This window comes from Pseudomonas sp. GW821-FHT03E01 (assembly GCF_059420765.1).
Genome location: NZ_JBWKUI010000002.1, coordinates 154,857 through 173,621 on the forward strand (window position 1 = coordinate 154,857; position 18,765 = coordinate 173,621).

At 59.0% G+C, this 18,765-nt stretch carries 19 protein-coding genes and 1 pseudogene; 14 read left to right on the top strand and 6 right to left on the bottom strand.

From position 1 onward, the window contains the following. Nucleotides 1-39: 39 nt before the first annotated feature. The 3 genes from AC07VO_RS03670 to rfbC form a co-directional block, all read right to left on the bottom strand. Complete coding sequence (locus tag AC07VO_RS03670) at nt 40-1,434, bottom strand: sigma-54-dependent transcriptional regulator (RefSeq protein ID WP_064615860.1); 1,395 nt, start codon at nt 1,432-1,434, stop codon at nt 40-42. After that, nucleotides 1,431-3,239, bottom strand: a complete 1,809-nt coding sequence (locus AC07VO_RS03675; protein WP_018929294.1) for a sensor histidine kinase — start codon at nt 3,237-3,239, stop codon at nt 1,431-1,433. The genes AC07VO_RS03670 and AC07VO_RS03675 overlap by 4 nt, the downstream gene beginning before the upstream one ends. 162 nt (nt 3,240-3,401) lie before the next feature. Beyond that, nucleotides 3,402-3,947 (bottom strand): dTDP-4-dehydrorhamnose 3,5-epimerase, encoded by a 546-nt coding sequence (rfbC, locus tag AC07VO_RS03680; RefSeq protein ID WP_064615862.1) that lies wholly within the window; start codon nt 3,945-3,947, stop codon nt 3,402-3,404. 180 nt (nt 3,948-4,127) lie between these two features. On the opposite strand from rfbC, the gene AC07VO_RS03685 reads away from it, so the two are divergent. The 11 genes from AC07VO_RS03685 (at nt 4,128) to AC07VO_RS03735 (ending at nt 14,970) form a co-directional block, all read left to right on the top strand. Continuing rightward, nucleotides 4,128-7,040 (top strand): aminotransferase, encoded by a 2,913-nt coding sequence (locus tag AC07VO_RS03685; RefSeq protein ID WP_086944152.1) that lies wholly within the window; start codon nt 4,128-4,130, stop codon nt 7,038-7,040. A gap of 208 nt (nt 7,041-7,248) precedes the next feature. After that, complete coding sequence (aguB, locus tag AC07VO_RS03690) at nt 7,249-8,127, top strand: N-carbamoylputrescine amidase (RefSeq protein ID WP_019581765.1); 879 nt, start codon at nt 7,249-7,251, stop codon at nt 8,125-8,127. A gap of 4 nt (nt 8,128-8,131) precedes the next feature. After that, nucleotides 8,132-9,238 carry an agmatine deiminase gene (aguA, locus tag AC07VO_RS03695; protein WP_086944151.1) on the top strand — a complete coding sequence of 369 codons (1,107 nt, stop codon included), beginning with the start codon at nt 8,132-8,134 and terminating at the stop codon, nt 9,236-9,238. A 246-nt stretch (nt 9,239-9,484) separates the two neighbouring features. Then, entirely contained in the window at nt 9,485-9,697 is a 213-nt protein-coding gene (locus AC07VO_RS03700) for a hypothetical protein (RefSeq protein ID WP_018929289.1), read from the top strand. 217 nt (nt 9,698-9,914) lie between these two features. Then, a complete protein-coding gene (locus AC07VO_RS03705) occupies nt 9,915-10,586 on the top strand; it encodes a DsbA family protein (protein WP_086944150.1) in 672 nt (223 codons plus the stop codon). Nucleotides 10,587-10,603: 17 nt separating this feature from the next. Next, on the top strand, nt 10,604-10,999 hold the full coding sequence (locus tag AC07VO_RS03710; protein ID WP_086944149.1) for a nuclear transport factor 2 family protein: 396 nt from the start codon (nt 10,604-10,606) through the stop codon (nt 10,997-10,999). 237 nt (nt 11,000-11,236) lie between these two features. Further along, a complete protein-coding gene (locus tag AC07VO_RS03715; RefSeq protein ID WP_018929286.1) occupies nt 11,237-12,523 on the top strand; it encodes an OprD family porin in 1,287 nt (428 codons plus the stop codon). Nucleotides 12,524-12,754: 231 nt separating this feature from the next. Continuing rightward, the gene (locus tag AC07VO_RS03720; RefSeq protein ID WP_086944148.1) at nt 12,755-13,501 is read left to right on the top strand and encodes a 2OG-Fe dioxygenase family protein; all 747 of its coding nucleotides are present in this window, start codon (nt 12,755-12,757) and stop codon (nt 13,499-13,501) included. A gap of 46 nt (nt 13,502-13,547) precedes the next feature. Beyond that, complete coding sequence (locus tag AC07VO_RS03725) at nt 13,548-13,961, top strand: GNAT family N-acetyltransferase (protein ID WP_173861173.1); 414 nt, start codon at nt 13,548-13,550, stop codon at nt 13,959-13,961. Continuing rightward, the gene (locus AC07VO_RS03730; protein WP_018929283.1) at nt 13,958-14,674 is read left to right on the top strand and encodes an AzlC family ABC transporter permease; all 717 of its coding nucleotides are present in this window, start codon (nt 13,958-13,960) and stop codon (nt 14,672-14,674) included. The genes AC07VO_RS03725 and AC07VO_RS03730 overlap by 4 nt, the downstream gene beginning before the upstream one ends. Beyond that, a complete protein-coding gene (locus tag AC07VO_RS03735; protein ID WP_007897518.1) occupies nt 14,653-14,970 on the top strand; it encodes an AzlD domain-containing protein in 318 nt (105 codons plus the stop codon). The genes AC07VO_RS03730 and AC07VO_RS03735 overlap by 22 nt, the downstream gene beginning before the upstream one ends. On the opposite strand, the gene AC07VO_RS03740 is transcribed toward AC07VO_RS03735, so the two are convergent. From AC07VO_RS03740 to AC07VO_RS03750, 3 genes and pseudogenes are all read right to left on the bottom strand, one after another. Next, entirely contained in the window at nt 14,887-15,813 is a 927-nt protein-coding gene (locus AC07VO_RS03740) for a LysR family transcriptional regulator (RefSeq protein ID WP_064615871.1), read from the bottom strand. The two genes, AC07VO_RS03735 and AC07VO_RS03740, sit on opposite strands and share 84 nt — an antisense overlap. Nucleotides 15,814-16,004: 191 nt before the next feature. After that, a complete protein-coding gene (locus AC07VO_RS03745; protein WP_155944817.1) occupies nt 16,005-16,187 on the bottom strand; it encodes a hypothetical protein in 183 nt (60 codons plus the stop codon). A gap of 279 nt (nt 16,188-16,466) precedes the next feature. Then, nucleotides 16,467-16,718: pseudogene (locus AC07VO_RS03750) on the bottom strand (ATP-binding protein); the annotation flags it as partial. 196 nt (nt 16,719-16,914) lie between these two features. Here AC07VO_RS03750 and AC07VO_RS03755 point away from each other — a divergent pair. The 3 genes from AC07VO_RS03755 to AC07VO_RS03765 are packed head-to-tail and all read left to right on the top strand — an operon-like array spanning nt 16,915 to nt 18,543. Beyond that, a complete protein-coding gene (locus tag AC07VO_RS03755) occupies nt 16,915-17,136 on the top strand; it encodes a tautomerase family protein (RefSeq protein ID WP_007939483.1) in 222 nt (73 codons plus the stop codon). Further along, complete coding sequence (locus tag AC07VO_RS03760; protein WP_086944146.1) at nt 17,133-17,789, top strand: DsbA family oxidoreductase; 657 nt, start codon at nt 17,133-17,135, stop codon at nt 17,787-17,789. The genes AC07VO_RS03755 and AC07VO_RS03760 overlap by 4 nt, the downstream gene beginning before the upstream one ends. Nucleotides 17,790-17,832: 43 nt before the next feature. Continuing rightward, nucleotides 17,833-18,543: an SDR family NAD(P)-dependent oxidoreductase gene (locus AC07VO_RS03765; protein WP_018929278.1), complete on the top strand. Its 711-nt coding sequence runs from the start codon at nt 17,833-17,835 to the stop codon at nt 18,541-18,543. Nucleotides 18,544-18,765: the final 222 nt, after the last annotated feature.

Consider the following 18,765-nt stretch of genomic DNA (forward strand, 5'->3'; position numbering starts at 1 on the left):
CGCGGGCCTTTTGTTTGATAGGGATGATTTTACGGTAGCTCAATCGAGGTCGTCGGTATGGCTGCTGGTGCCGCCATCGGCGAAGTTCAGGCCATGCTTGCGCAGCTTGTCGTGCAGGGTTTTGCGCGGAATGCCGAGCGCTTCGGCGAGGCTGCGCACGGAGCTGTGCGAGCGCGCCAGTTCGGCGGCAATCAGGCTCTTCTCGAAGTTCTCGACTTGCTCGCTCAAGCCGCCGCTGACCACTTCAACCGTGGTGCCGACACCGCCATCCGGTGCGCTGCTGTCCAGTGCCAGCTCCAGGCCCAGGGCAAAGCGCTCGGCGGCGTTCTGCAGTTCCCGCACGTTACCTGGCCAGCTGTGACGCAGCAGCAGCGCCCGTTGCCCCGGTTGCAGTTCGTGGGGCGGCAAGCCGTGGCGGGCGCTGGCTTCGTCAGCGAAATGCTGGAACAGCACCAGCGCATCTTCGCCCCGTTCGCGCAGCGGCGGAATGCGCAACGGCGCAACGTTCAGGCGGTAATACAAGTCGGCACGGAAGCGCCCCTGATCGGCGGATTGCCGCAGGTCTTCCTTGGTCGCGGCGATGATGCGGATGTCCAGCGGGATCAACTGATTGCCGCCCAGGCGTTCGACGACTCGCTCTTGCAGCAAGCGCAGCAATTTCACCTGCACGTCCAGGCTCATGCTTTCGATTTCATCGAGGAACAACGTGCCGCCGTTGGCGAATTCGAACTTGCCGATGCGGCGCTTTTGCGCGCCGGTAAACGCGCCGGGTTCGTGACCGAACAACTCGCTTTCCACCACCGACTCGGCCAGGGCCCCGGCGTTGATTGCCACGAACGGGCCGTTACGCCGACTCGACAAGTCGTGCAGCGCGCGGGCCACCACTTCTTTGCCTGCACCGGTTTCACCGAGAATCAGCACGTCAGCCTTGGTCGCCGCCAGTGCCCCGATCTGCTCGCGCAGGCGCAGCATCGGCGCCGATTGCCCGACCAGTCGGGCGCTCAGTTCGTTGCGATCGCTCAGGGCCAGCCGCAGGCTGCGGTTGTCCAGTACCAGACGGCGCAGGGCCAGGGCGCGACGTACGCTGTCGAGCAGGGCGTCACTGGCGAAAGGTTTTTCCAGAAAGTCATAAGCCCCGGCGCGCATGGCCTGCACCGCCAGGGGGACATCGCCGTGGCCGGTGATCAGCAGCACGGGCAGCTCCGGATCCTGGGCGTGGAGTTCGGTCAGCAGTTCGAGGCCGTCCATGCCCGGCATGCGGATGTCACTGACCACCACGCCTGGCCAGTCGCGTTCCAGTTGCCCGGCCAGGCCCTTGGCTTCAGCAAGCGGCAGGATCTTCAGGCCGGCCAGGTCCAGGGTCTGGCTCAGGGCCTGACGCAGGTGGGGATCGTCGTCGATCAACACGACCTGGATGCGGTTGTCGATGGTCATGCACTTCGGTCCTCGGACGGTTGCAGGCTCACACCCGGCGCGCCTGCGCGCAGCTTCAGGGTAATCAGGGCGCCGCCTTCCTTATGGTTGGAGAACGACAGTTCACCACCGAAGGCGCGCATCAGGGTGTCGCAGATCGCCAGCCCCAGCCCAAGTCCCTGAGTGCGGGTCTTGGTGGTGTAGAAGGGCTCGCCGGCACGACCCAGCGCTTCCAGGCAGAACCCGGGGCCGTTATCGCGAATGTACAGAGTGACGCCGTCGGCGGTGGATTGGGCACTCAACCAGAGTTTACGCGGCGGGCCTTTTTCCGTCAGGGCATCGAGCGCATTGGCCAGCAGATTGCCGAGTACCTGGCGCAGACGGGTTTCTCCAGCCTCGACCCACAGGGTGGCGGCCGGCAGGTCGCGGATCAGCTCGACTTCCATGCTGCGCCGACGCTTGGCCAGTAACGCCAGTGCGTCGTCCAGCGCCGGTTGCAGGGCCACGCTTTCCGGGGCATGGCGATCACGTCGGGCGAAGGCGCGCAGGTGGGCGATGATCGACGCCATGCGCCCGGTCAGTTCGCTGATCAGCTTGAGGTTGCCGCGAGCATCCTCGGTGCGCTGATGATCGAGCAGCACTTCGGCGTTTTCCGCGTAGCTGCGGATGGCCGCAAGCGGTTGGTTGAGTTCATGGCTGATACTCGCCGACATTGTTCCCAGCGCCGAGAGCTTGCCGGCCTGTACCAGATCATCCTGAGCGCGTACCAGTTCTTGCTGGGCGTGTTCGCGCTCCAGCACTTCCTGTTTCAGTCGACGGTTGAGGCCCTCAAGGTCGCTGGTCCGTTCGGCGACCCGGCCTTCGAGTTCCTGGCGGGTCTTGGCTTCGAAGGCGATCCGCTCCAGGTAATGGCGTCGGCGTTGCATCATCAGGCCAAGCAGCAGCATCAATACCAGCAGCGTTGCGCCGCCGATGGCCACGACTGTGCGCACGGGGCGGTCAATCAGGGTGCGTGGAGCAAGGATACTGACACTCCAGCCGGTTTCTTCGATCTGCCGGGTTTGGGTCAGCCAGGCATTGGGGTCGAGACTCAACGGCTTTGGATCGCGGGTCGGATAGGGTTGAATCGCGGCGACGGCCTTGTTCTCCTCATCACTCAATGGACGGGTCGAGCGGAAACGCCATTCTGGCCGCGATGTGAGGATGACCACACCGTTGTGGTCGGTGACCAGCAGTTGTTCCGGGGTTTTGCCCCAGAGGCTTTCGGTGTGATCGAGGTCAACCTTGACCACCAACACGCCGATGATTTTTTCACGATCGTGTACCGCCGCGGCGAAGAAGTAACCGCGCTTGGCCGAGGTGGTGCCCAGGCCAAAGAAGCGCCCCAGGCGCCCGGCCATGGCTTCACTGAAATATGGACGGAAAGAGAAATTGCGGCCGACGAAGCTGTCGTGTTTGTCCCAGTTGGAGGCCGCCAGTGTCTTGCCGGTGGTGTCCATCAGGTACATGACTTCGGCGCCGGTCTGGGCACTGATGTGTTTTAACAGACGATTGGCATTGCCTTGAATCACGCCCTCGTCGGGGGCGCCCAACGTCGCACGCAGGGCGGGCAGGTCGCCGAGAATCTGCGGCAGCACTTCATAGCGGTGCAGGGTACCCAACAGGTTGGCGACGTAGAGGTCGAGGGTCTGACGGTTCTGCCCGGCCAGCTCGCTGCGGTAATAACGCTCGGCCAGATGCTCCAGCGGCCACAGCAAGGGTGCCAGGCACAACGCAAGCAGTGCCAGGCTGCGCCAGCGGGGTCTGCGGGGGAGGGTCGGTGTCATGAGCATCAAGCGCCTGTGGGGACAGACGCATTATGCCTAGGGTCTGTTGACGTTTGGTAGCAACGCGGTTCGCTACCAAACCTCAACAGACCCTAGGCTTGCGGGCGCAGTCTGCGCACCCTGGATCAAGTGCATGCTGGCGCTGAAAATTCAGACGGCAATTCAGGAGAAGACTTCAGCGTCCTTGAAGAACGCGGCGGCCTGATCCTTGGCGGACAGCTGCGGTGCCTCGTCCAGCTGCCAGTCGATGCCCAAGTCCGGGTCGTCCCAGCGAATGCTGCGTTCAGCCGACGGGGTGTAGTAGTCGGTGGTTTTGTAGAGGAATTCAGCGAAATCGCTCAGCACCACGAAACCATGGGCAAAACCTTCTGGTACCCAGAGCTGGCGATGGTTGTCGGCGGACAGGCGCACCGCGACCCATTTGCCGAAATGCGGCGAGCTGCGGCGAATGTCCACGGCCACGTCCAGCACTTCACCGGCGGTGACGCGGACCAGTTTGCCCTGAGTGTTTTCCAGCTGGTAGTGCAAGCCGCGCAGTACGCCTTTTTGCGAGCGGGAATGGTTGTCCTGCACGAATCGGGTGTTCAGGCCGGTTGCTTCTTCGAAAGCCTTGGCGTTGAAGCTTTCATAGAAGAAGCCGCGCTCATCACCAAATACCTTGGGCTCGATGATCAGAACACCTGGCAGGTCGGTGGTGACTACATTCATGGTGTTTCTCCAGCAATAGGCGTTGATGGGCGACATTCTTACGCAAAGTGCCGGCAGGCGCGAGTGGGACGGTGAAGAGAGTTGCTCACGCATTGATTCGGGCCAATCAGGGAAGGGGGGTTGCGTATCGCACCCGGCAGTGGCGATATAAGCACCTAATAAAATTTCAGGGGTCGTTGTATGCCGCTCGCCACGTTGATTCACCGCGCCAGTCTGCCCAGCCCGCAAGTGTCCGCGGCGCAAGCGCTTGAGTTGCTGGAAGAACATTACGGGCTGAGCGGACGGTTGCAGGCTCTTGGAAGCCAGCAGGATCTCAACTACCGCGTCGACAGCGAGCAGGGACGTTTCGTCCTGAAAATCTGCCGTGGTGATTATTCGGTGCTGGAGCTGCAAGCCCAGCACGCAGGGCTCAAGCGCTTGGTCGAACATCCCGGCGTGAAGGTGCCGCGAGTGATCCCGGCCAAAAATGGTAAAGACCTGCTCTCCCTGGAGGTCGGCGGTCAAGCGGTGCATGTACGTCTGCTCGATTACATCGACGGCCAGTCCCTGACGCACCTCGACCATCTGAGCCAGGCCGTGGTCGCCGGTTTCGGTCGGCTCTGCGGCGAGATGGACCTGGCGCTGGCCGGCTTCGACCATCCTGGCCTTGAGCGCACCCTTCAATGGGACGCCCGCCACGCCAACGCGTTGATCGCGCATTTGCTGCCGGTGATCAAGGATGATCAGCAACGCAAGCTGATTGCTGAAGCGGCCGAGCAGGCCGAGCGCCATTTGCAGCCCTTGGTGGATAAGCTGCCGGTGCAGGCGATTCACATGGACATCACCGACGACAACGTGGTCTGGCAGCGAGATGCGCAGCGCCAATGGCAGTTGCAGGGTGTCATCGATTTCGGCGACCTGGTCCGAACCTGGCGGATCACCGATCTGTCGGTGACCTGTGCCGCGCTGCTGCACCATGCCGATGGCGATCCGTTCTACATCTTGCCGGCGGTTCGGGCCTATCACGCGATCAATCCGCTGCAACATGAAGAACTGCTGGCGCTCTGGCCGCTGATCGTTGCGCGTTCGGCGGTGTTGGTGCTGAGTGGCGAACAGCAGGTCACCATTGATCCGGGCAATGAGTACAGTCGCGACAACCTGACCCATGAGTGGGAAATTTTCCGCGTGGCCACATCGGTGCCGCTGGCGTTGATGGAGGCGGCGATTCTTGCTGCGGTTGGTCAAGGCCTGCCGAGCATCGGCAGCGAAAGCTTTGCGCCCTTGTTGCCGAGTCTGGTGGGGCGTGAGTTTGCGTTGATCGATCTGGGCGTGCTCAGCCCGCATTTCGAAGCGGGTAACTGGGAGCAAGAGGGGATCGACCAGCGTCTGTTGACCGAAGCTGCTGCGGCTCATGGTCTGGCGGCCAGTCGTTATGGGCAATATCGTCTGTCTCGCACCCAACCGGACAGCGCCACTGAACCGGCCACTTGCCCTCTGCATGTCGAGTTGCGAGTGCCCCATGGCACGGCGGTCGAATCGCCGTTTGCCGGAACGGTTCACCAGCCGGCAGTGGGTGTGCTGCAACTGGATGGTCCACAACTGAGTTTACGGCTGTGGGGTGTGACACCGTCGTTGCACGCGGGCGCAGCATTGGTCAAAGGCCAGGTGCTGGGCTCTGTCAGCGGAGCGTTGATCGTACAGTTGTGCCGCAGCGCTCAGCTCGACGCACCGTTGTTTTGCACACCTTCGCGCGCCGCCGCCTGGCAAGCGTTGTGCCCGTCACCGGCGGCGTTGCTGGGGCTGGCCTGCGATGCAGAAGAAGAACTCGACCCGCAAATCTTGCTGGCCCGCCGCGATGCCAGTTTCGCCCGATCCCAGAAGCATTATTACGTCGACCCGCCGCGCATCGAGCGGGGCTGGCGCAATCACCTGATCGACATGCAGGGCCGCTCCTACCTCGACATGCTCAATAACGTTGCAGTGTTGGGTCATGGTCATCCGCGCATGGCCGCCGTCGCCGGCCGTCAATGGTCGTTGCTCAACACCAACTCGCGTTTTCACTACGCAGCGATTGCCGAGTTTTCCGAGCGCTTGTTGAAGTTGGCACCGGACAACATGGATCGCGTGTTCCTGGTCAACAGCGGCACCGAGGCCAATGACCTGGCGATTCGCCTGGCCTGGGCCTACAGCGGCGGTCGCGACATGCTCAGTGTGCTGGAGGCGTATCACGGCTGGTCGGTGGCGGCGGATGCGGTCTCGACCTCGATTGCCGACAACCCCAAGGCCTTGAGCAGCCGTCCCGATTGGGTGCACCCGGTGACCGCGCCGAACACCTATCGCGGCGAATTCCGTGGCCCGGACAGCGCGCCGGACTACGTGCGCAGCGTCGAACACAACCTGGCGAAAATCGCCGGGCAGAAACGCCAACTCGCCGGTTTCATCTGCGAGCCGGTGTATGGCAATGCCGGCGGCATCTCGCTACCGCCGGGCTATTTGAAGCAGGTCTATGCACTGGTCCGTGCTCAGGGCGGGGTGTGCATCGCCGATGAGGTGCAGGTCGGTTACGGCCGCATGGGTAAATTTTTCTGGGGTTTCGAAGAGCAGGGCGTGGTGCCCGACATCATCACCATGGCCAAAGGCATGGGTAACGGCCAGCCGTTGGGCGCCGTCATTACCCGTCGGGAGATTGCCGAAGCGCTGGAGGCCGAGGGTTATTTCTTCTCGTCCGCTGGCGGCAGCCCGGTCAGTTGCCGGATCGGCATGGCGGTGCTGGATGTGATGGAAGAAGAAAAACTCTGGGAAAACGCCCAGGTCGTGGGCGGGTACTTCAAGGAACGTCTTGAAGCCCTGATCGACCGGCATCCGTTGGTGGGAGCGGTGCACGGTTCCGGCTTTTATCTGGGCGTGGAGTTGGTCCGCAATCGCGAAACCCTTGAACCGGCGACCGAAGAAACCACGGCGTTGTGCGATCGCCTTCGTGAGTTGGGGATTTTCATGCAGCCGACGGGTGATTACCTGAACATCCTCAAGATCAAACCGCCGATGGTCACGTCGCGGCAGAGTGTGGACTTCTTTGTGGACATGCTGTCGAAGGTGCTGGACGAAGGTTTGTAGGCAGCTCGTAGAGGTTGCAAATGTCGATTGTTATCGGGAATTTTTGAGGTTATTTAGAGCTGGTGGATATTTATTGCTTTTAAAGCCGATTTTTATCGGCTATAAAGTCGCCACTGCCCACGGTGTGGACGAACCACGCCCGGTGATTCCCGTTCTGTCATCGGTCGATGCCACACTGACCCTCAAGCACTTGCCCAGGAGATGATTCATGAGTCGTATCGTTACCGTCGCCGCCACCCAGATGGCTTGTTCCTGGGACCTTGAAGCCAACATCGAGACCGCTGAGAAGCTGGTCCGTGAGGCAGCGGCCAAAGGTGCGCAAATCATCCTGATCCAGGAACTGTTCGAGGCTCCGTACTTCTGCCAGAAGCCGAACCCGGACTACCTGCAACTGGCCACGACGGTAGAAGACAACGTTGCCATCAAGCACTTCCAGAAAGTCGCCAAGGAACTGCAAGTGGTGCTGCCGATCAGCTTCTACGAATTGGCCGGACGCGCGCGTTTCAACAGCATCGCGATCATCGATGCCGACGGCAGCAACCTCGGGATTTATCGTAAAAGCCACATCCCGGATGGCCCTGGCTACCACGAAAAGTACTACTTCAATCCGGGCGATACCGGTTTCAAAGTGTGGAACACCCGTTACGCGAAAATCGGCGTGGGCATCTGCTGGGATCAGTGGTTCCCTGAGTGCGCCCGCAGCATGGCGCTGCAAGGCGCGGAAATTCTGTTCTACCCGACAGCCATTGGCAGTGAGCCGCACGACAAGACCATTTCGTCCCGCGACCACTGGCAGCGCGTGCAACAGGGCCATGCCGGTGCCAACCTGATGCCGCTGATCGCCAGCAACCGCATCGGCAATGAAGAGCAGGACGGCTACGACATTACCTTCTACGGCTCGTCGTTCATCGCCAACCAGTTTGGCGAGAAGGTCCAAGAGCTGAACAAAACCGAAGAAGGCATTCTGGTTCACAGCTTCGACCTCGATGAGCTGGAGCACATTCGCAGCGCCTGGGGTTCGTTCCGCGACCGTCGTCCGAACCTGTACGGCGCGATTAAAACCCTCGACGGTTCCCTGGAGTCCTGAAGCCATGACCACGTTGAACAGCACCCCTCGCGCCGACGGCTTTTACATGCCTGCCGAGTGGGCACCCCAAACCCAGACCTGGATGGTCTGGCCCGAGCGTCCGGACAACTGGCGCCTGGGTGGCAAACCGGCGCAAGCCGCGCACGTTGCAGTGGCCAAGGCCATCGCGCGTTTCGAACCGGTGACCGTGGCGGTCTCCGCTGGCCAGTACGAAAATGCCCGCGCCCGTCTCGACGTGCCGAATATTCGTGTGGTGGAGATGTCCAGCGATGACGCCTGGGTCCGGGATACCGGCCCGACGTTCGTCATCAATGCCAGCGGCGAAGTCCGTGGCGTGGATTGGGACTTCAATGCCTGGGGTGGTTTCGACGGTGGTTTGTATTCGCCGTGGAACCGTGACTCGCAGGTGGCGGGCAAGATCCTCGAAATCGAGCGCAGCCCGCGCTACCGCACCGAGGGTTTTGTGCTCGAAGGCGGCTCGATTCATGTCGATGGCGAAGGCACCCTGATCACCACCGAAGAGTGCCTGCTCAACCGCAATCGCAATCCGCACATGAGCCGCGAGCAAATCGAAGCGGTGCTCAGCGCAAACCTGGCTGTGGATAAGATCATCTGGCTGCCGGACGGCTTGTTCAACGACGAAACCGACGGCCATGTGGATAACTTCTGCTGCTATGTGCGTCCGGGTGAAGTGCTGCTGGCCTGGACCGACGACCCGCAGGACCCGAACTACCCGCGCTGCCAGGCGGCCATGAACGTGCTGCAAAACAGCACCGATGCCAAGGGGCGCTCGTTCACGGTGCACAAAATGCCGATTCCGGGGCCGCTGTATGCGACCGAAGAAGAGTGCGCCGGTGTGGACCCGGTGGACGGCACTCAGGAGCGCAATCCGACCGTGCGCCTGGCCGGCTCTTATGTGAACTTCCTGATCGTCAACGGTGGCATCATCGCGCCAAGCTTCGACGACCCACTGGACGGGCCGGCCAAAGAGATTTTGCAGAGCGTGTTTCCGCAACACGAAGTGGTCATGGTGCCTGGTCGCGAACTGTTACTTGGGGGCGGTAACATCCATTGCCTTACCCAACAACAGCCCGCTCCACACAAGGAGTGAGTGAGGACGTAACAGCTTGAGTTGATTGAAAAATCGATTGAGCAACGATTTTGGCCTCCTTATCTCGCAGAAAGCCCGCAGCCCATCAGGACTTCGGGCTTTTTTGTATCTACTTATCGACACTTCGAAAACATTGGCATAGCTCTTGTATCTTCGATGGCGCAACACGGGGAGGGAGAGAACTTCGATGTTCTGTCATAAACCTTGGATAAGTTAGCCGCTCACAAACCAGGAGAGAGCGCTGAGATGAACGCCGAAATGAACGTAGTGGGCGAGCGGGCACTGCATCCCCTGGCAGTTAACAGCGAATCGCTTCAAGTCCTGGCACAGTGGTTGAAGTCCAATGGAACGCGTCAGATCAGAGAACCTGATCCGCGCCGGATGATGATCGAGCGCTATCCCGCTGGTTTATTCAGCGAGGCGGAACTGGAAGCATTGTGGGATGTGATGGAAGGATAAGAAGAAAAACAACGGATGGATAAAAGCGCTGCCGGGAAGGCGGCGCTTTTTTATGCCCGTCGCAAAAGTGGGTGCCTGCAAGATCGGTGGGTGCCCGTTAAGGGGCATTCGACCGATTCTTGAAACAGACTGAAATCGATTCCGGCGTTTTTCCAAAACGATCTGAGTATTAGTCTGCCGGCATTGAGTTTTCCTACTTTATTGCCGGAGTCTTCCCATGACCCTTCACTACATTTACGACCCATTGTGCGGTTGGTGCTACGGCGCCAAACCCTTGGTGCAAGCTGCCCAAACCGTGTTGCCGGTGATCGGCCACGGCGGCGGCATGATGAGCGGTGCCAATCGCCAAACCGTTTCGCCACAACTACGCAATTACGTCATGCCCCACGACCGGCGCATCGCCGAGTACACCGGCCAGCCGTTTGGCGAAGCATATTTTGAGGGATTGCTGCGTGATGAGACGGCGGTGTTCGACTCCACGCCGCCGATTGCCGCCGTGCTGGCAGCCGAGCAGATCGCCGGGCGCGGACTGGAGTTGCTGGGGCGTTTGCAGACGGCTCATTACGTGGAAGGTCGACGCATCGCTGACGAGGCTGTTTTGCTTGAACTTGCCGCACAGACAGGTCTTGAGCCCGAGGCTTTCCAGCAGGCATTTAGTGCAGCTGATACCGGTCGCCATATCAAGGACAGCCGCGCACTCTTGGCCCGTGTCGGCGGTCAGGGCTTCCCGACCTTCGCGCTGGAACAGGATGGCCAGTTCACCCTGGTCGATATCGGCCCTTGGCTCGGCAAGCCGCAAGCCTTCGCCCAATGGTTGAGCCAGTCGCTTGCGGCAACAGAGTCTTCATCCGCGTTTCAAACCTGTGGCCTCGACGGCTGCGCCCATTGAACTCACCTGGAGTCACCATGGATAACCTGAGCCTGATCAAAAGCACCTACGAAGGCGTCAACTCCCAGGAGAATGCGCGCAACACCGCCGCGGCGCTGGCCGATGACGCCCGCTGGACCGAAGCCGCAGGTTTTCCGTATGCCGGGACCTACGTCGGTTTCGACGCGATCGTCGAAAATGTCTTCAAGCGCCTGGGCACTGAGTGGGAAGATTTTCGGTTCAAGGTCGAGAACTATGTCGCTCAGGGCGACAAGGTATTTGCCTACGGCAATTACAGCGGTGTCTATAAAGCCACCAGTCGTGCGATGAATGCCCGAGTCGCGCACTTGTGGACTCTGGCCGACGGAAAAGTCACCCATTTCGAACAATTCGTCGACAGCCATGTCGTGCAATTGGCTATCGCTGACAAGTGATTTCTTAGACGATTTTCGCCTATTTACAGAAGATTCACGAAATTGACACATCATTAAGGGCGCAGATAGGATGCGCCCCAACGCCTGTGGCTAACCGCCACGACTGACAAAACAATAAAAGGCCCGCCGCGAATTTTCGTGGGCGGGCCTTTTTGTTTTTGCGGTGAAAAAAGAGCGCGATAGCGCCGTTTCAGCTGTTCGGCACAGAGCGTATCAACCCGTAATAAGGAAAATAACATGTTGAACAAGCGAATCAGCCTGATCGCACTGGGGATGTTGAGCGCCACACAGGCCATGGCTAACGACCAGGCCGAATCCAAGGGTTTTGTTGAAGACAGCAGCCTCAAAGTGCTGCTGCGCAACGCCTACATCAATCGTGACTATAAAGACGGCAACCCGGACAAAGCCGAATGGGGCCAAGCGGCCATCGGTACTTACTCATCCGGTTTCACCCAAGGCACCGTCGGTGTGGGTGTGGATGCCTTCGGTCTGTACGCACTGCGTCTGGACGGCGGCAAAGGCCGCAGCGGCGCCGGTGGTATCGATTTCTTCAAGCAGGGCGACAGCGGTAACGCAGCGGATGACCTGTCCAAGTTCGGTGGCGCGGTCAAATTCCGTATCTCCAGCACTGTCCTGACCTACGGTGACCAGATGCCGGCCCTGCCGGTGCTTAACTACGACAACTCCCGCCTGCTGCCGGAAAGCTATACCGGCACCTTGATCACCTCCAAAGAGATCAAAGGCCTGGAGCTGAACGCCGGTCGCTTCACCGCCGAATCGCGCAAAAGCGCTGAAGGCCGTGACAGCGGTGGCTTGAAGTCGATCAACGTATTGGGCGGTAGCTACCAGTTCACTGAGCAGTTCAAGGCAGCGCTGTACGCTTCCGACGTCGAAGACGTACTGAAGAAGCAATACGTGAACGCCAATTACGTGTTCCCGATTGCCAAGGATCAGTCCCTGACCCTGGACTTCAACGGCTATCGCACCAAGCTGGACAACTCCTACGTCCGGGAAAACGGTGTCACCGGCGACGACAACAAAATCTGGAGCCTGGCAGCGACCTTTGCCACCGGCCCGCACTCGTTCACCCTCGCCCACCAGCGCAGCACCGGCGACAGCAACCTGGGTTATGCCTACGGTGGCTATCAGCGCGGCCAGAACCGCGTCGGCGACGGCGGCAACACCATTTACCTGGCGAACTCCTACTGGTCCGACTTCAACGCCGAAGACGAACGCAGCTGGCAGCTGGGTTACGGTCTGGACTTCGGCGCCTTCGGCGTTCCGGGCCTGAGCTACAACGTGGCCTACGTGCGCGGCGACAACATCACCACTTCCACCAGCGAAGGCGGCACCGAGCGCGAGATCTTCAACCAGTTCAAGTACGTCGTGCAGAGTGGCCCGGCCAAAGACCTGAGCGTGAAGGTACGCAGCTCGATCCTGCGTGTGTCGCAGAAATCCAGCGAGTACAACGTCAGCGGCAACGAACTGCGCGTATTCGTGGATTACCCGATCAACATCTTCTGATGATCGGCTGAGTTGTTCAGACTCGATAAAAACCCTGACTGGTTCGGGGTTTTTTTTGCCTCATAACCATATGAAAACACCGAAAAAGGCTGTTTTCGATCGTAAAAAGTCGAATTGGAGCAACTTTATCCTGCGTTTCAAGCAACGCTTGATATGCCTGAAATTCTTTCTCATGGGCCGTCAATCCGGCACCTACTAGATTAGGCCGCTTAATGCAGCGGAGACCTAGTAATGATCGTGTTGAACAGAGAAGTTGGCGAATCGCTACGGCGCGACAAGTATGTCAACGTCCAGGGAGCCGACTTCAATCTCTTCGGTCATTTTTCCGACTTCGTCAGACTGACCAAAAGTTGGGAAAACATGGAGCCGGACAGTTATTACGGCCAAGCCGATGCGGGCATGCGTTTTCGTCGCTACAGCGATTTTGAATACAACCCGGTCACCCGTGACTTGAAGCAATTGGAACATCGCGCCTACGTGCAATCGAAGGCCAACAACAGCTACGTCGGTGGACTGGAGCGGCACTTCCAGGACTTCTCTAATGAGGTCATTAATTCGCCGGTGATGCGCAGCCTGATCGATACGGATTTCGAGGTGTACAAACACGTATTGCCGCCGGAACTGCACGACGCAATTTGGCAATGCCAGATTCATCAGATCCGCATCGAGATCAAGCCGGGCAAGCAACTGGAAATCACCCCGGAAGGTATTCACTGCGACGGTTATCCGTTCAGCGGTGTGCATTTCTGGGGTCGCAACAATGTGGACGGGGCGGAGAGCCGTTTGTATTCGGCCCAAGAGGAACAGCTGGCGGCGACGACTTATATGGAAATCCTCGACACCACCTACTTCCTCGATCGCGAGATGCGTCACTACGTGACACCGGCGCGCAACACCCATGCTCACGAAATGGCCTATCGGCAGATTCTGGCCATTTCCTTCTCGCGGCCCGGGACCGCTTTCGACATTGTTCGCTGAACAGTTCGACCCCATGATGAACATCACCGAGTGCTCTGCACCGGTGATGCTGCGACGCGCGACGGCCAAGGATGCCCAACGCCTGGAGCGCTTCTTTCGGCAATTCGAAGAAGTGTCGTTCTGTGAATGGCAGGACGCCAAATGCCTGCGCGGTGTGCTGGAGCAGAAAACCACCACCGCGTTCCTCGCACTCGATGTCGGTGGCGAAGTGGTCGGCGCGGTGTTGGGCGGCATGCTTGGCAGCCGTGGCACCATCAATCACCTGGCGGTGAGCACGTTGTATCGCAGCCAGGGCGTCGGTCAACGTCTGGTGGAAGCGGCCTCGGCGGACATGAAACGGGTGGGTGTGCTGCGGATGTTCCTGTTCGTCGACGATGCTAACCTTGCCGGCAAACGCTTTTGGAGTGCCCAGGGCTTTTGTGAGCCGCGCGGCGAAACTACCTTTGAGAGGGACCTATGAATGAGACGTCCAGCAGCCAGCCGCTGATGGTCGAGCCCCAGCCCTCGCGCACGTTTGCTGAAGCCAGCCCGGTGGTTGCGGGCTACTTCACGGTGTCGTTTGTGTTCGGTCTGATGGCCGTCAATGCCGGGATGCCCGTGTGGCTGCCGGTCGCGATGTGCCTGTTCGTCTACGCCGGTGCCTCGCAGTTCGCCGCCCTGGCGTTGATCTCCAGCGGTGCGTCGCTGACCACCATTATCCTCACCACGTTTCTGATCAATGCGCGGCACATGCTGATGTCGGTCTATATGGCCAAGGCCCTGCAAGCGCTGGGGCTCAGTCGTCTGGAACGCTGGTGTTATGCCGGTGGGCTGACCGATGAATCGTTCGCCTTCCACAGCGTCAAACTGGGCAAGGGCTCGCCGGTCAATGTGCGTTACCTGATCGGCTTCAATCTGTATTGCCACACCTCGTGGGTACTCGGCGGTTTGCTGGGGGCGATCTGCGCGCAGTACGCGGCGCACCTGATCAAATATCAGCTCGACTATGCACTGACCGCGATGATGCTCTACGTGCTGGTATCGCTCTGCAACACCCGCAACAAACTGATCGCCGCACTGGCCGCGGTCGCTTGCATGGGTGCACTGAGCCTGATTGGCAACTCACCCTTCAACGTATTCATCGCCACATTCGTGGGCTGCGGAGTGGGTGTATGCCTGACCAAACGTTCCTGATCCTGGTCGTCGCGCTGATGATGGCCGTGACATTCCTGCCACGCGCGTTGCCGCTGCAGGTGAGCACCGATCATTGGCCACCTCTGGTCGCCCGGGCGCTGGAATACCTGCCGGTGGCGATCGTGGCTGCCATCAGCCTCACGCCCCTGTTGATCAAGGATCAGCATGTGCAGCTCGATCGCCCGGAATTTTATGCAGCCATTCCGACGTTGTTATGTGCGTATTTCAGCAAAAATCTCTTTCTCTCCGTTGCGGTGGGAACGGCTGCGTACATTGCGCTCGGCTCGTTCATGTAACGGCAGATCGACCACTTCATTCAAGGCCTGACCCGACAACTCGGGATTATTGATCGCCAGCCGCACTTCGAGGGAGTCCTCGAACCCCGGGAAAATGGTCAGGCCGTTACGCAGGGCCGCCTCACGGGAAACCATGCCCAGTCCGTCCATTTGCGTGATCAACGATAGGGTCAGGGTTTCACTGCAGGAATAGATCATCCGCTTGCCTGACTCGTAGTTGCCAAGGCCTGCGTCGAGAAAGCGCAAGAAGCTGTGGGAATACGGACAGTCATCGGCCGGCCGAACCTGAAATTTATTGCCAAGCAGCACCAGCGGGTCGTTTTCCTGACCGCAATGAGCACCGACCACCTGCACTTGCACATCGGGCAGGGCAATGCTGGGCAACCCCGGCTGTTGCGGCCCGATCAGCACGGCCAGGTCGAAGTCCTCATTCTTCAACTTGCTGAGGTTTTCCATCGACTCGGCGTAGCTGAATTCCAGCTGATAATCAGCAAACACCTCGATGAGGCGTCCGATCATTCGCCGGTTGAAGTCGGCCGAGAGCGTGGTGTTAAGCGCAACCTTGAGCGTGCGCTGCCCGGGCACCTTGAGCGCGGCGACTTTCTCTTCCAGCTGCCGCGTGGCGACCAACACTTTGTCCATGTAGGGCGTGAGCTCCGTGCCCTGTGTGGTCAGGGTCAGCCCCTTGTTGGAGCGACGAAACAACCGAAAACCGAACTGCTCTTCGACCTTGTTCAACTGCGCGGCCAATGCCTGCACGGTCAAAAAGGAATGCTCTGCCGCCGCCGACAACGAGCCGGTCTGCACGATGCGCATGAGGTTGCGTAAGGTTCTGCTATCCATTTGGGTAATGCCCTCTAAAGTGGGCTGGCTATTGTTGTGTACCTTGCCGCCCGGTGGGCGTGGGTCGCGTGCTGGCTATGATCCTGCACCAGAGCATGCTTGTCCCGAGTTTAGTAGCGAAATGATTCTGCGTCCGATGGCTGGAGGCTTGCACAGGATCGAGATTTTTGTTGGAGGGGAGATGATCGGGGTCAAGAAAGTGGCCCGGATGGGGGAGGTGTGGGCGTTTTTTGGCTGCTTGTTTTATCAACGAAACCTTTTCCCAAGGCAAAAAAAAGCAGCCTGATCAGGCTGCTTTCATGAAAAGGTGCTTGATATTGTGCTCCCTCAAGCAGGGGAGAAGAGGTCTCACCAGGCGTCGATTTCCAAGTCATCAACGAGGTCCCTCCGCCGACTATTGCCACTTGGAGGCAGTCGGTTTCGCGCTCTCGATTTAATTCTCTGCCCCTATAGTGGGGGTGTCAACGTGTGTGTCGGACCGTATGTCGGCGTCTTTTCAGGCTGCGGAAAAGCCCAACACCGCCGCACCGTTCAATGGCCAGTCGGCATTGAGCTACGTGCTTCATCTGGATTCTAACTGGCGTCAATCAACGCTCGTTCTTCCAACCAACTCTCCTGAACAAACTGATCCGTAATCGCATAAATCCCATGCCCAACACCGGATAAGCCGCCGACGTTGCACCGGAAAATGCTTGGTTCCGCTTTGCAGTCAGTTCGCTGACTTGCGCCCTGTGCGATCCCGTTCCGATGAACAGAAAGTAGCCAGGTGTATTAGGGCGTGGGTTTATTGCATCACGAGCGGCTTTGAGTGCCAGGAGCAGTTGATTGCCGTCGTCGGAGGAAATCGCGTGCTGCACTTCGTCGATGATCAGCACCAAATCTGTTTTCGCTTGGTCGACCACCTCTTTTTATGGATACGCCATAATTATTGGCCAGCCATAATTTAGCATAAAGGTTAAGATCTGGCCTGAGTGCGGACTCATTACACCACGTCACTAATGATGTTCCCGCCCCCACCTTTATCCCCCCAAACCAACCTCTTACATTGAGCTCCGCCCACCTACCCATTCATCCCGAAGGGCAGGTCACTGGAGACTCATCATGCCTTTTGTCAGCGTACGCATTACCCGCGATGGTGTTACCTCGGAGCAGAAAGCTCAGGTGATCGCCGAAATCACTGAAACCCTGGAACGCGTCCTCAACAAACGCCCGGACCTGACCCACATCGTGATCGAGGAAGTCGACACCGATAACTGGGGCTATGCCGGTATCACCACCACCCAGTACCGCAAGCAACTGGCTGAGGCGGAGGGGCAGTCATGACCGCCTCCGTCACCATCGATTTCATTTCCGATGTGGTGTGCCCGTGGTGCGCCTTGGGTGCAACGGCGCTGGAGCAAGCGATCGAGAACGTGGCGGGTGAGATCTCGGTCGAGCTGACTTTCAAGCCTTTCGAACTGAACCCCGACATGCCGGCCGAAGGCGAGAACGCGGTTGCGCACTTGATGCGCAAGTACGGGCGCAGCGCCGAGGACGTCGCCGCTGGCAAAGCGATGCAGATCGCTCGGGGTGAGGCCATCGGGTTCAAGTTCGATCTGGAGAAGCGCACCCACTTCCATAACACCTTCGATGCTCACCGATTGCTGTTGTGGGCGTTGCAGGAAGGGCGTCAGGTCGCACTCAAGAAAGCCCTGCTGCGTGCTTATTTCACCGACGGCCAGAACCCGAACGATCGCGAGACGCTGGTTCGACTGGCAGCGCAAGTGGGGTTGGATGCGGCGAGTGCGCGTGAGGTGTTGGTGTCCGGAGCGTTTGCCCAGGAAGTGCGTGAGCTTGAAGTGTTTTACCGCGAGCGCGGCATTAATTCGGTACCGGCCATGGTGCTGAACGGCCGTCACCTGGTGTCCGGTTCGCAATCGGTCGAGTACTACGAACAGATGTTGAGACAAATGGCACAGGCGCCTGTTGAAGCCTGATTAATCACTTTTTCAAACCATTATTTATGAGTAGAGGTTCACCATGAGCAATTCGAAAAAAGTCATCGTAATTACTGGCGCATCCCAAGGGCTCGGCGCAGGCATGGTCAAGGCTTTCCGTGATCTCGATTACAAGGTTGTCGCCACCTCGCGTTCGATCAAACCGTCCACCGACCCGGACATCCTCACCGTGGCGGGCGACATCGGCGACCCGGCGGTCGCTCGGCAAGTCATTCGTGAAGCGATCGCACGTTTTGGCCGCATCGACACCTTGGTCAACAACGCCGGGATCTTCGTCGCCAAGCCGTTCACTGCTTACACCCCTGAAGACTATGCCGCGGTGCTGTCGGTGAACTTGAATGGTTTCTTCTACATCACCCAACTCGCGATCACCGAGATGGAGAAGCAGGGCAAAGGCCACGTCGTCAACATCACCACCAGCCTGGTGGACCACGCCATTGACGGTGTGCCATCGGTACTGGCGTCGTTGACCAAAGGTGGCTTGAACGCGGCGACCAAATCCCTGGCCATCGAGTACGCCAAGCGCGGGATTCGAGTGAATGCGGTTAGCCCCGGCATCATCAAAACGCCGATGCACGGAGAGGAAACCCATGAAGCGCTGGGGAGTTTGCATCCGGTTGGGCACATGGGCGAGATCAGCGATATTGCTCAGGCTGTTGTGTATCTGGACAGCGCCAACTTTGTCACCGGGGAAATCCTGCATGTTGATGGCGGGCAGAGTGCGGGTCACTAAGACCTGTTTTCTAAACATCAGAAACAACAAAGCCCTCGCGTTTTTGCGAGGGCTTTGTTTTGTATGGTGCACGCTTTACCAGCACGTGCATCATCCGAAGATCGTCTCTTAGCCAACCCGCCAAGTCTGATAACTCCAGGTACTGAGCGGTACGTCATTGCGCCCGAAAAGTCTAAATCCATCCTGTTGTTTCTACGATGGTTAAGAGTTCATTTGCTGAAG

What these genes read in the sequence shown, in the direction of transcription:
- AC07VO_RS03670 (WP_064615860.1), bottom strand. Translation starts at nt 1,434, where the DNA reads ATGACCATCGACAACCGCATCCAGGTCGTGTTGATCGACGACGATCCC.
- AC07VO_RS03675 (WP_018929294.1), bottom strand. Translation starts at nt 3,239, where the DNA reads ATGACACCGACCCTCCCCCGCAGACCCCGCTGGCGCAGCCTGGCACTG.
- rfbC (WP_064615862.1), bottom strand. Translation starts at nt 3,947, where the DNA reads ATGAATGTAGTCACCACCGACCTGCCAGGTGTTCTGATCATCGAGCCC.
- AC07VO_RS03685 (WP_086944152.1), top strand. Translation starts at nt 4,128, where the DNA reads ATGCCGCTCGCCACGTTGATTCACCGCGCCAGTCTGCCCAGCCCGCAA.
- aguB (WP_019581765.1), top strand. Translation starts at nt 7,249, where the DNA reads ATGAGTCGTATCGTTACCGTCGCCGCCACCCAGATGGCTTGTTCCTGG.
- aguA (WP_086944151.1), top strand. Translation starts at nt 8,132, where the DNA reads ATGACCACGTTGAACAGCACCCCTCGCGCCGACGGCTTTTACATGCCT.
- AC07VO_RS03700 (WP_018929289.1), top strand. Translation starts at nt 9,485, where the DNA reads ATGAACGCCGAAATGAACGTAGTGGGCGAGCGGGCACTGCATCCCCTG.
- AC07VO_RS03705 (WP_086944150.1), top strand. Translation starts at nt 9,915, where the DNA reads ATGACCCTTCACTACATTTACGACCCATTGTGCGGTTGGTGCTACGGC.
- AC07VO_RS03710 (WP_086944149.1), top strand. Translation starts at nt 10,604, where the DNA reads ATGGATAACCTGAGCCTGATCAAAAGCACCTACGAAGGCGTCAACTCC.
- AC07VO_RS03715 (WP_018929286.1), top strand. Translation starts at nt 11,237, where the DNA reads ATGTTGAACAAGCGAATCAGCCTGATCGCACTGGGGATGTTGAGCGCC.
- AC07VO_RS03720 (WP_086944148.1), top strand. Translation starts at nt 12,755, where the DNA reads ATGATCGTGTTGAACAGAGAAGTTGGCGAATCGCTACGGCGCGACAAG.
- AC07VO_RS03725 (WP_173861173.1), top strand. Translation starts at nt 13,548, where the DNA reads ATGCTGCGACGCGCGACGGCCAAGGATGCCCAACGCCTGGAGCGCTTC.
- AC07VO_RS03730 (WP_018929283.1), top strand. Translation starts at nt 13,958, where the DNA reads ATGAATGAGACGTCCAGCAGCCAGCCGCTGATGGTCGAGCCCCAGCCC.
- AC07VO_RS03735 (WP_007897518.1), top strand. Translation starts at nt 14,653, where the DNA reads ATGCCTGACCAAACGTTCCTGATCCTGGTCGTCGCGCTGATGATGGCC.
- AC07VO_RS03740 (WP_064615871.1), bottom strand. Translation starts at nt 15,813, where the DNA reads ATGGATAGCAGAACCTTACGCAACCTCATGCGCATCGTGCAGACCGGC.
- AC07VO_RS03745 (WP_155944817.1), bottom strand. Translation starts at nt 16,187, where the DNA reads ATGACTTGGAAATCGACGCCTGGTGAGACCTCTTCTCCCCTGCTTGAG.
- AC07VO_RS03755 (WP_007939483.1), top strand. Translation starts at nt 16,915, where the DNA reads ATGCCTTTTGTCAGCGTACGCATTACCCGCGATGGTGTTACCTCGGAG.
- AC07VO_RS03760 (WP_086944146.1), top strand. Translation starts at nt 17,133, where the DNA reads ATGACCGCCTCCGTCACCATCGATTTCATTTCCGATGTGGTGTGCCCG.
- AC07VO_RS03765 (WP_018929278.1), top strand. Translation starts at nt 17,833, where the DNA reads ATGAGCAATTCGAAAAAAGTCATCGTAATTACTGGCGCATCCCAAGGG.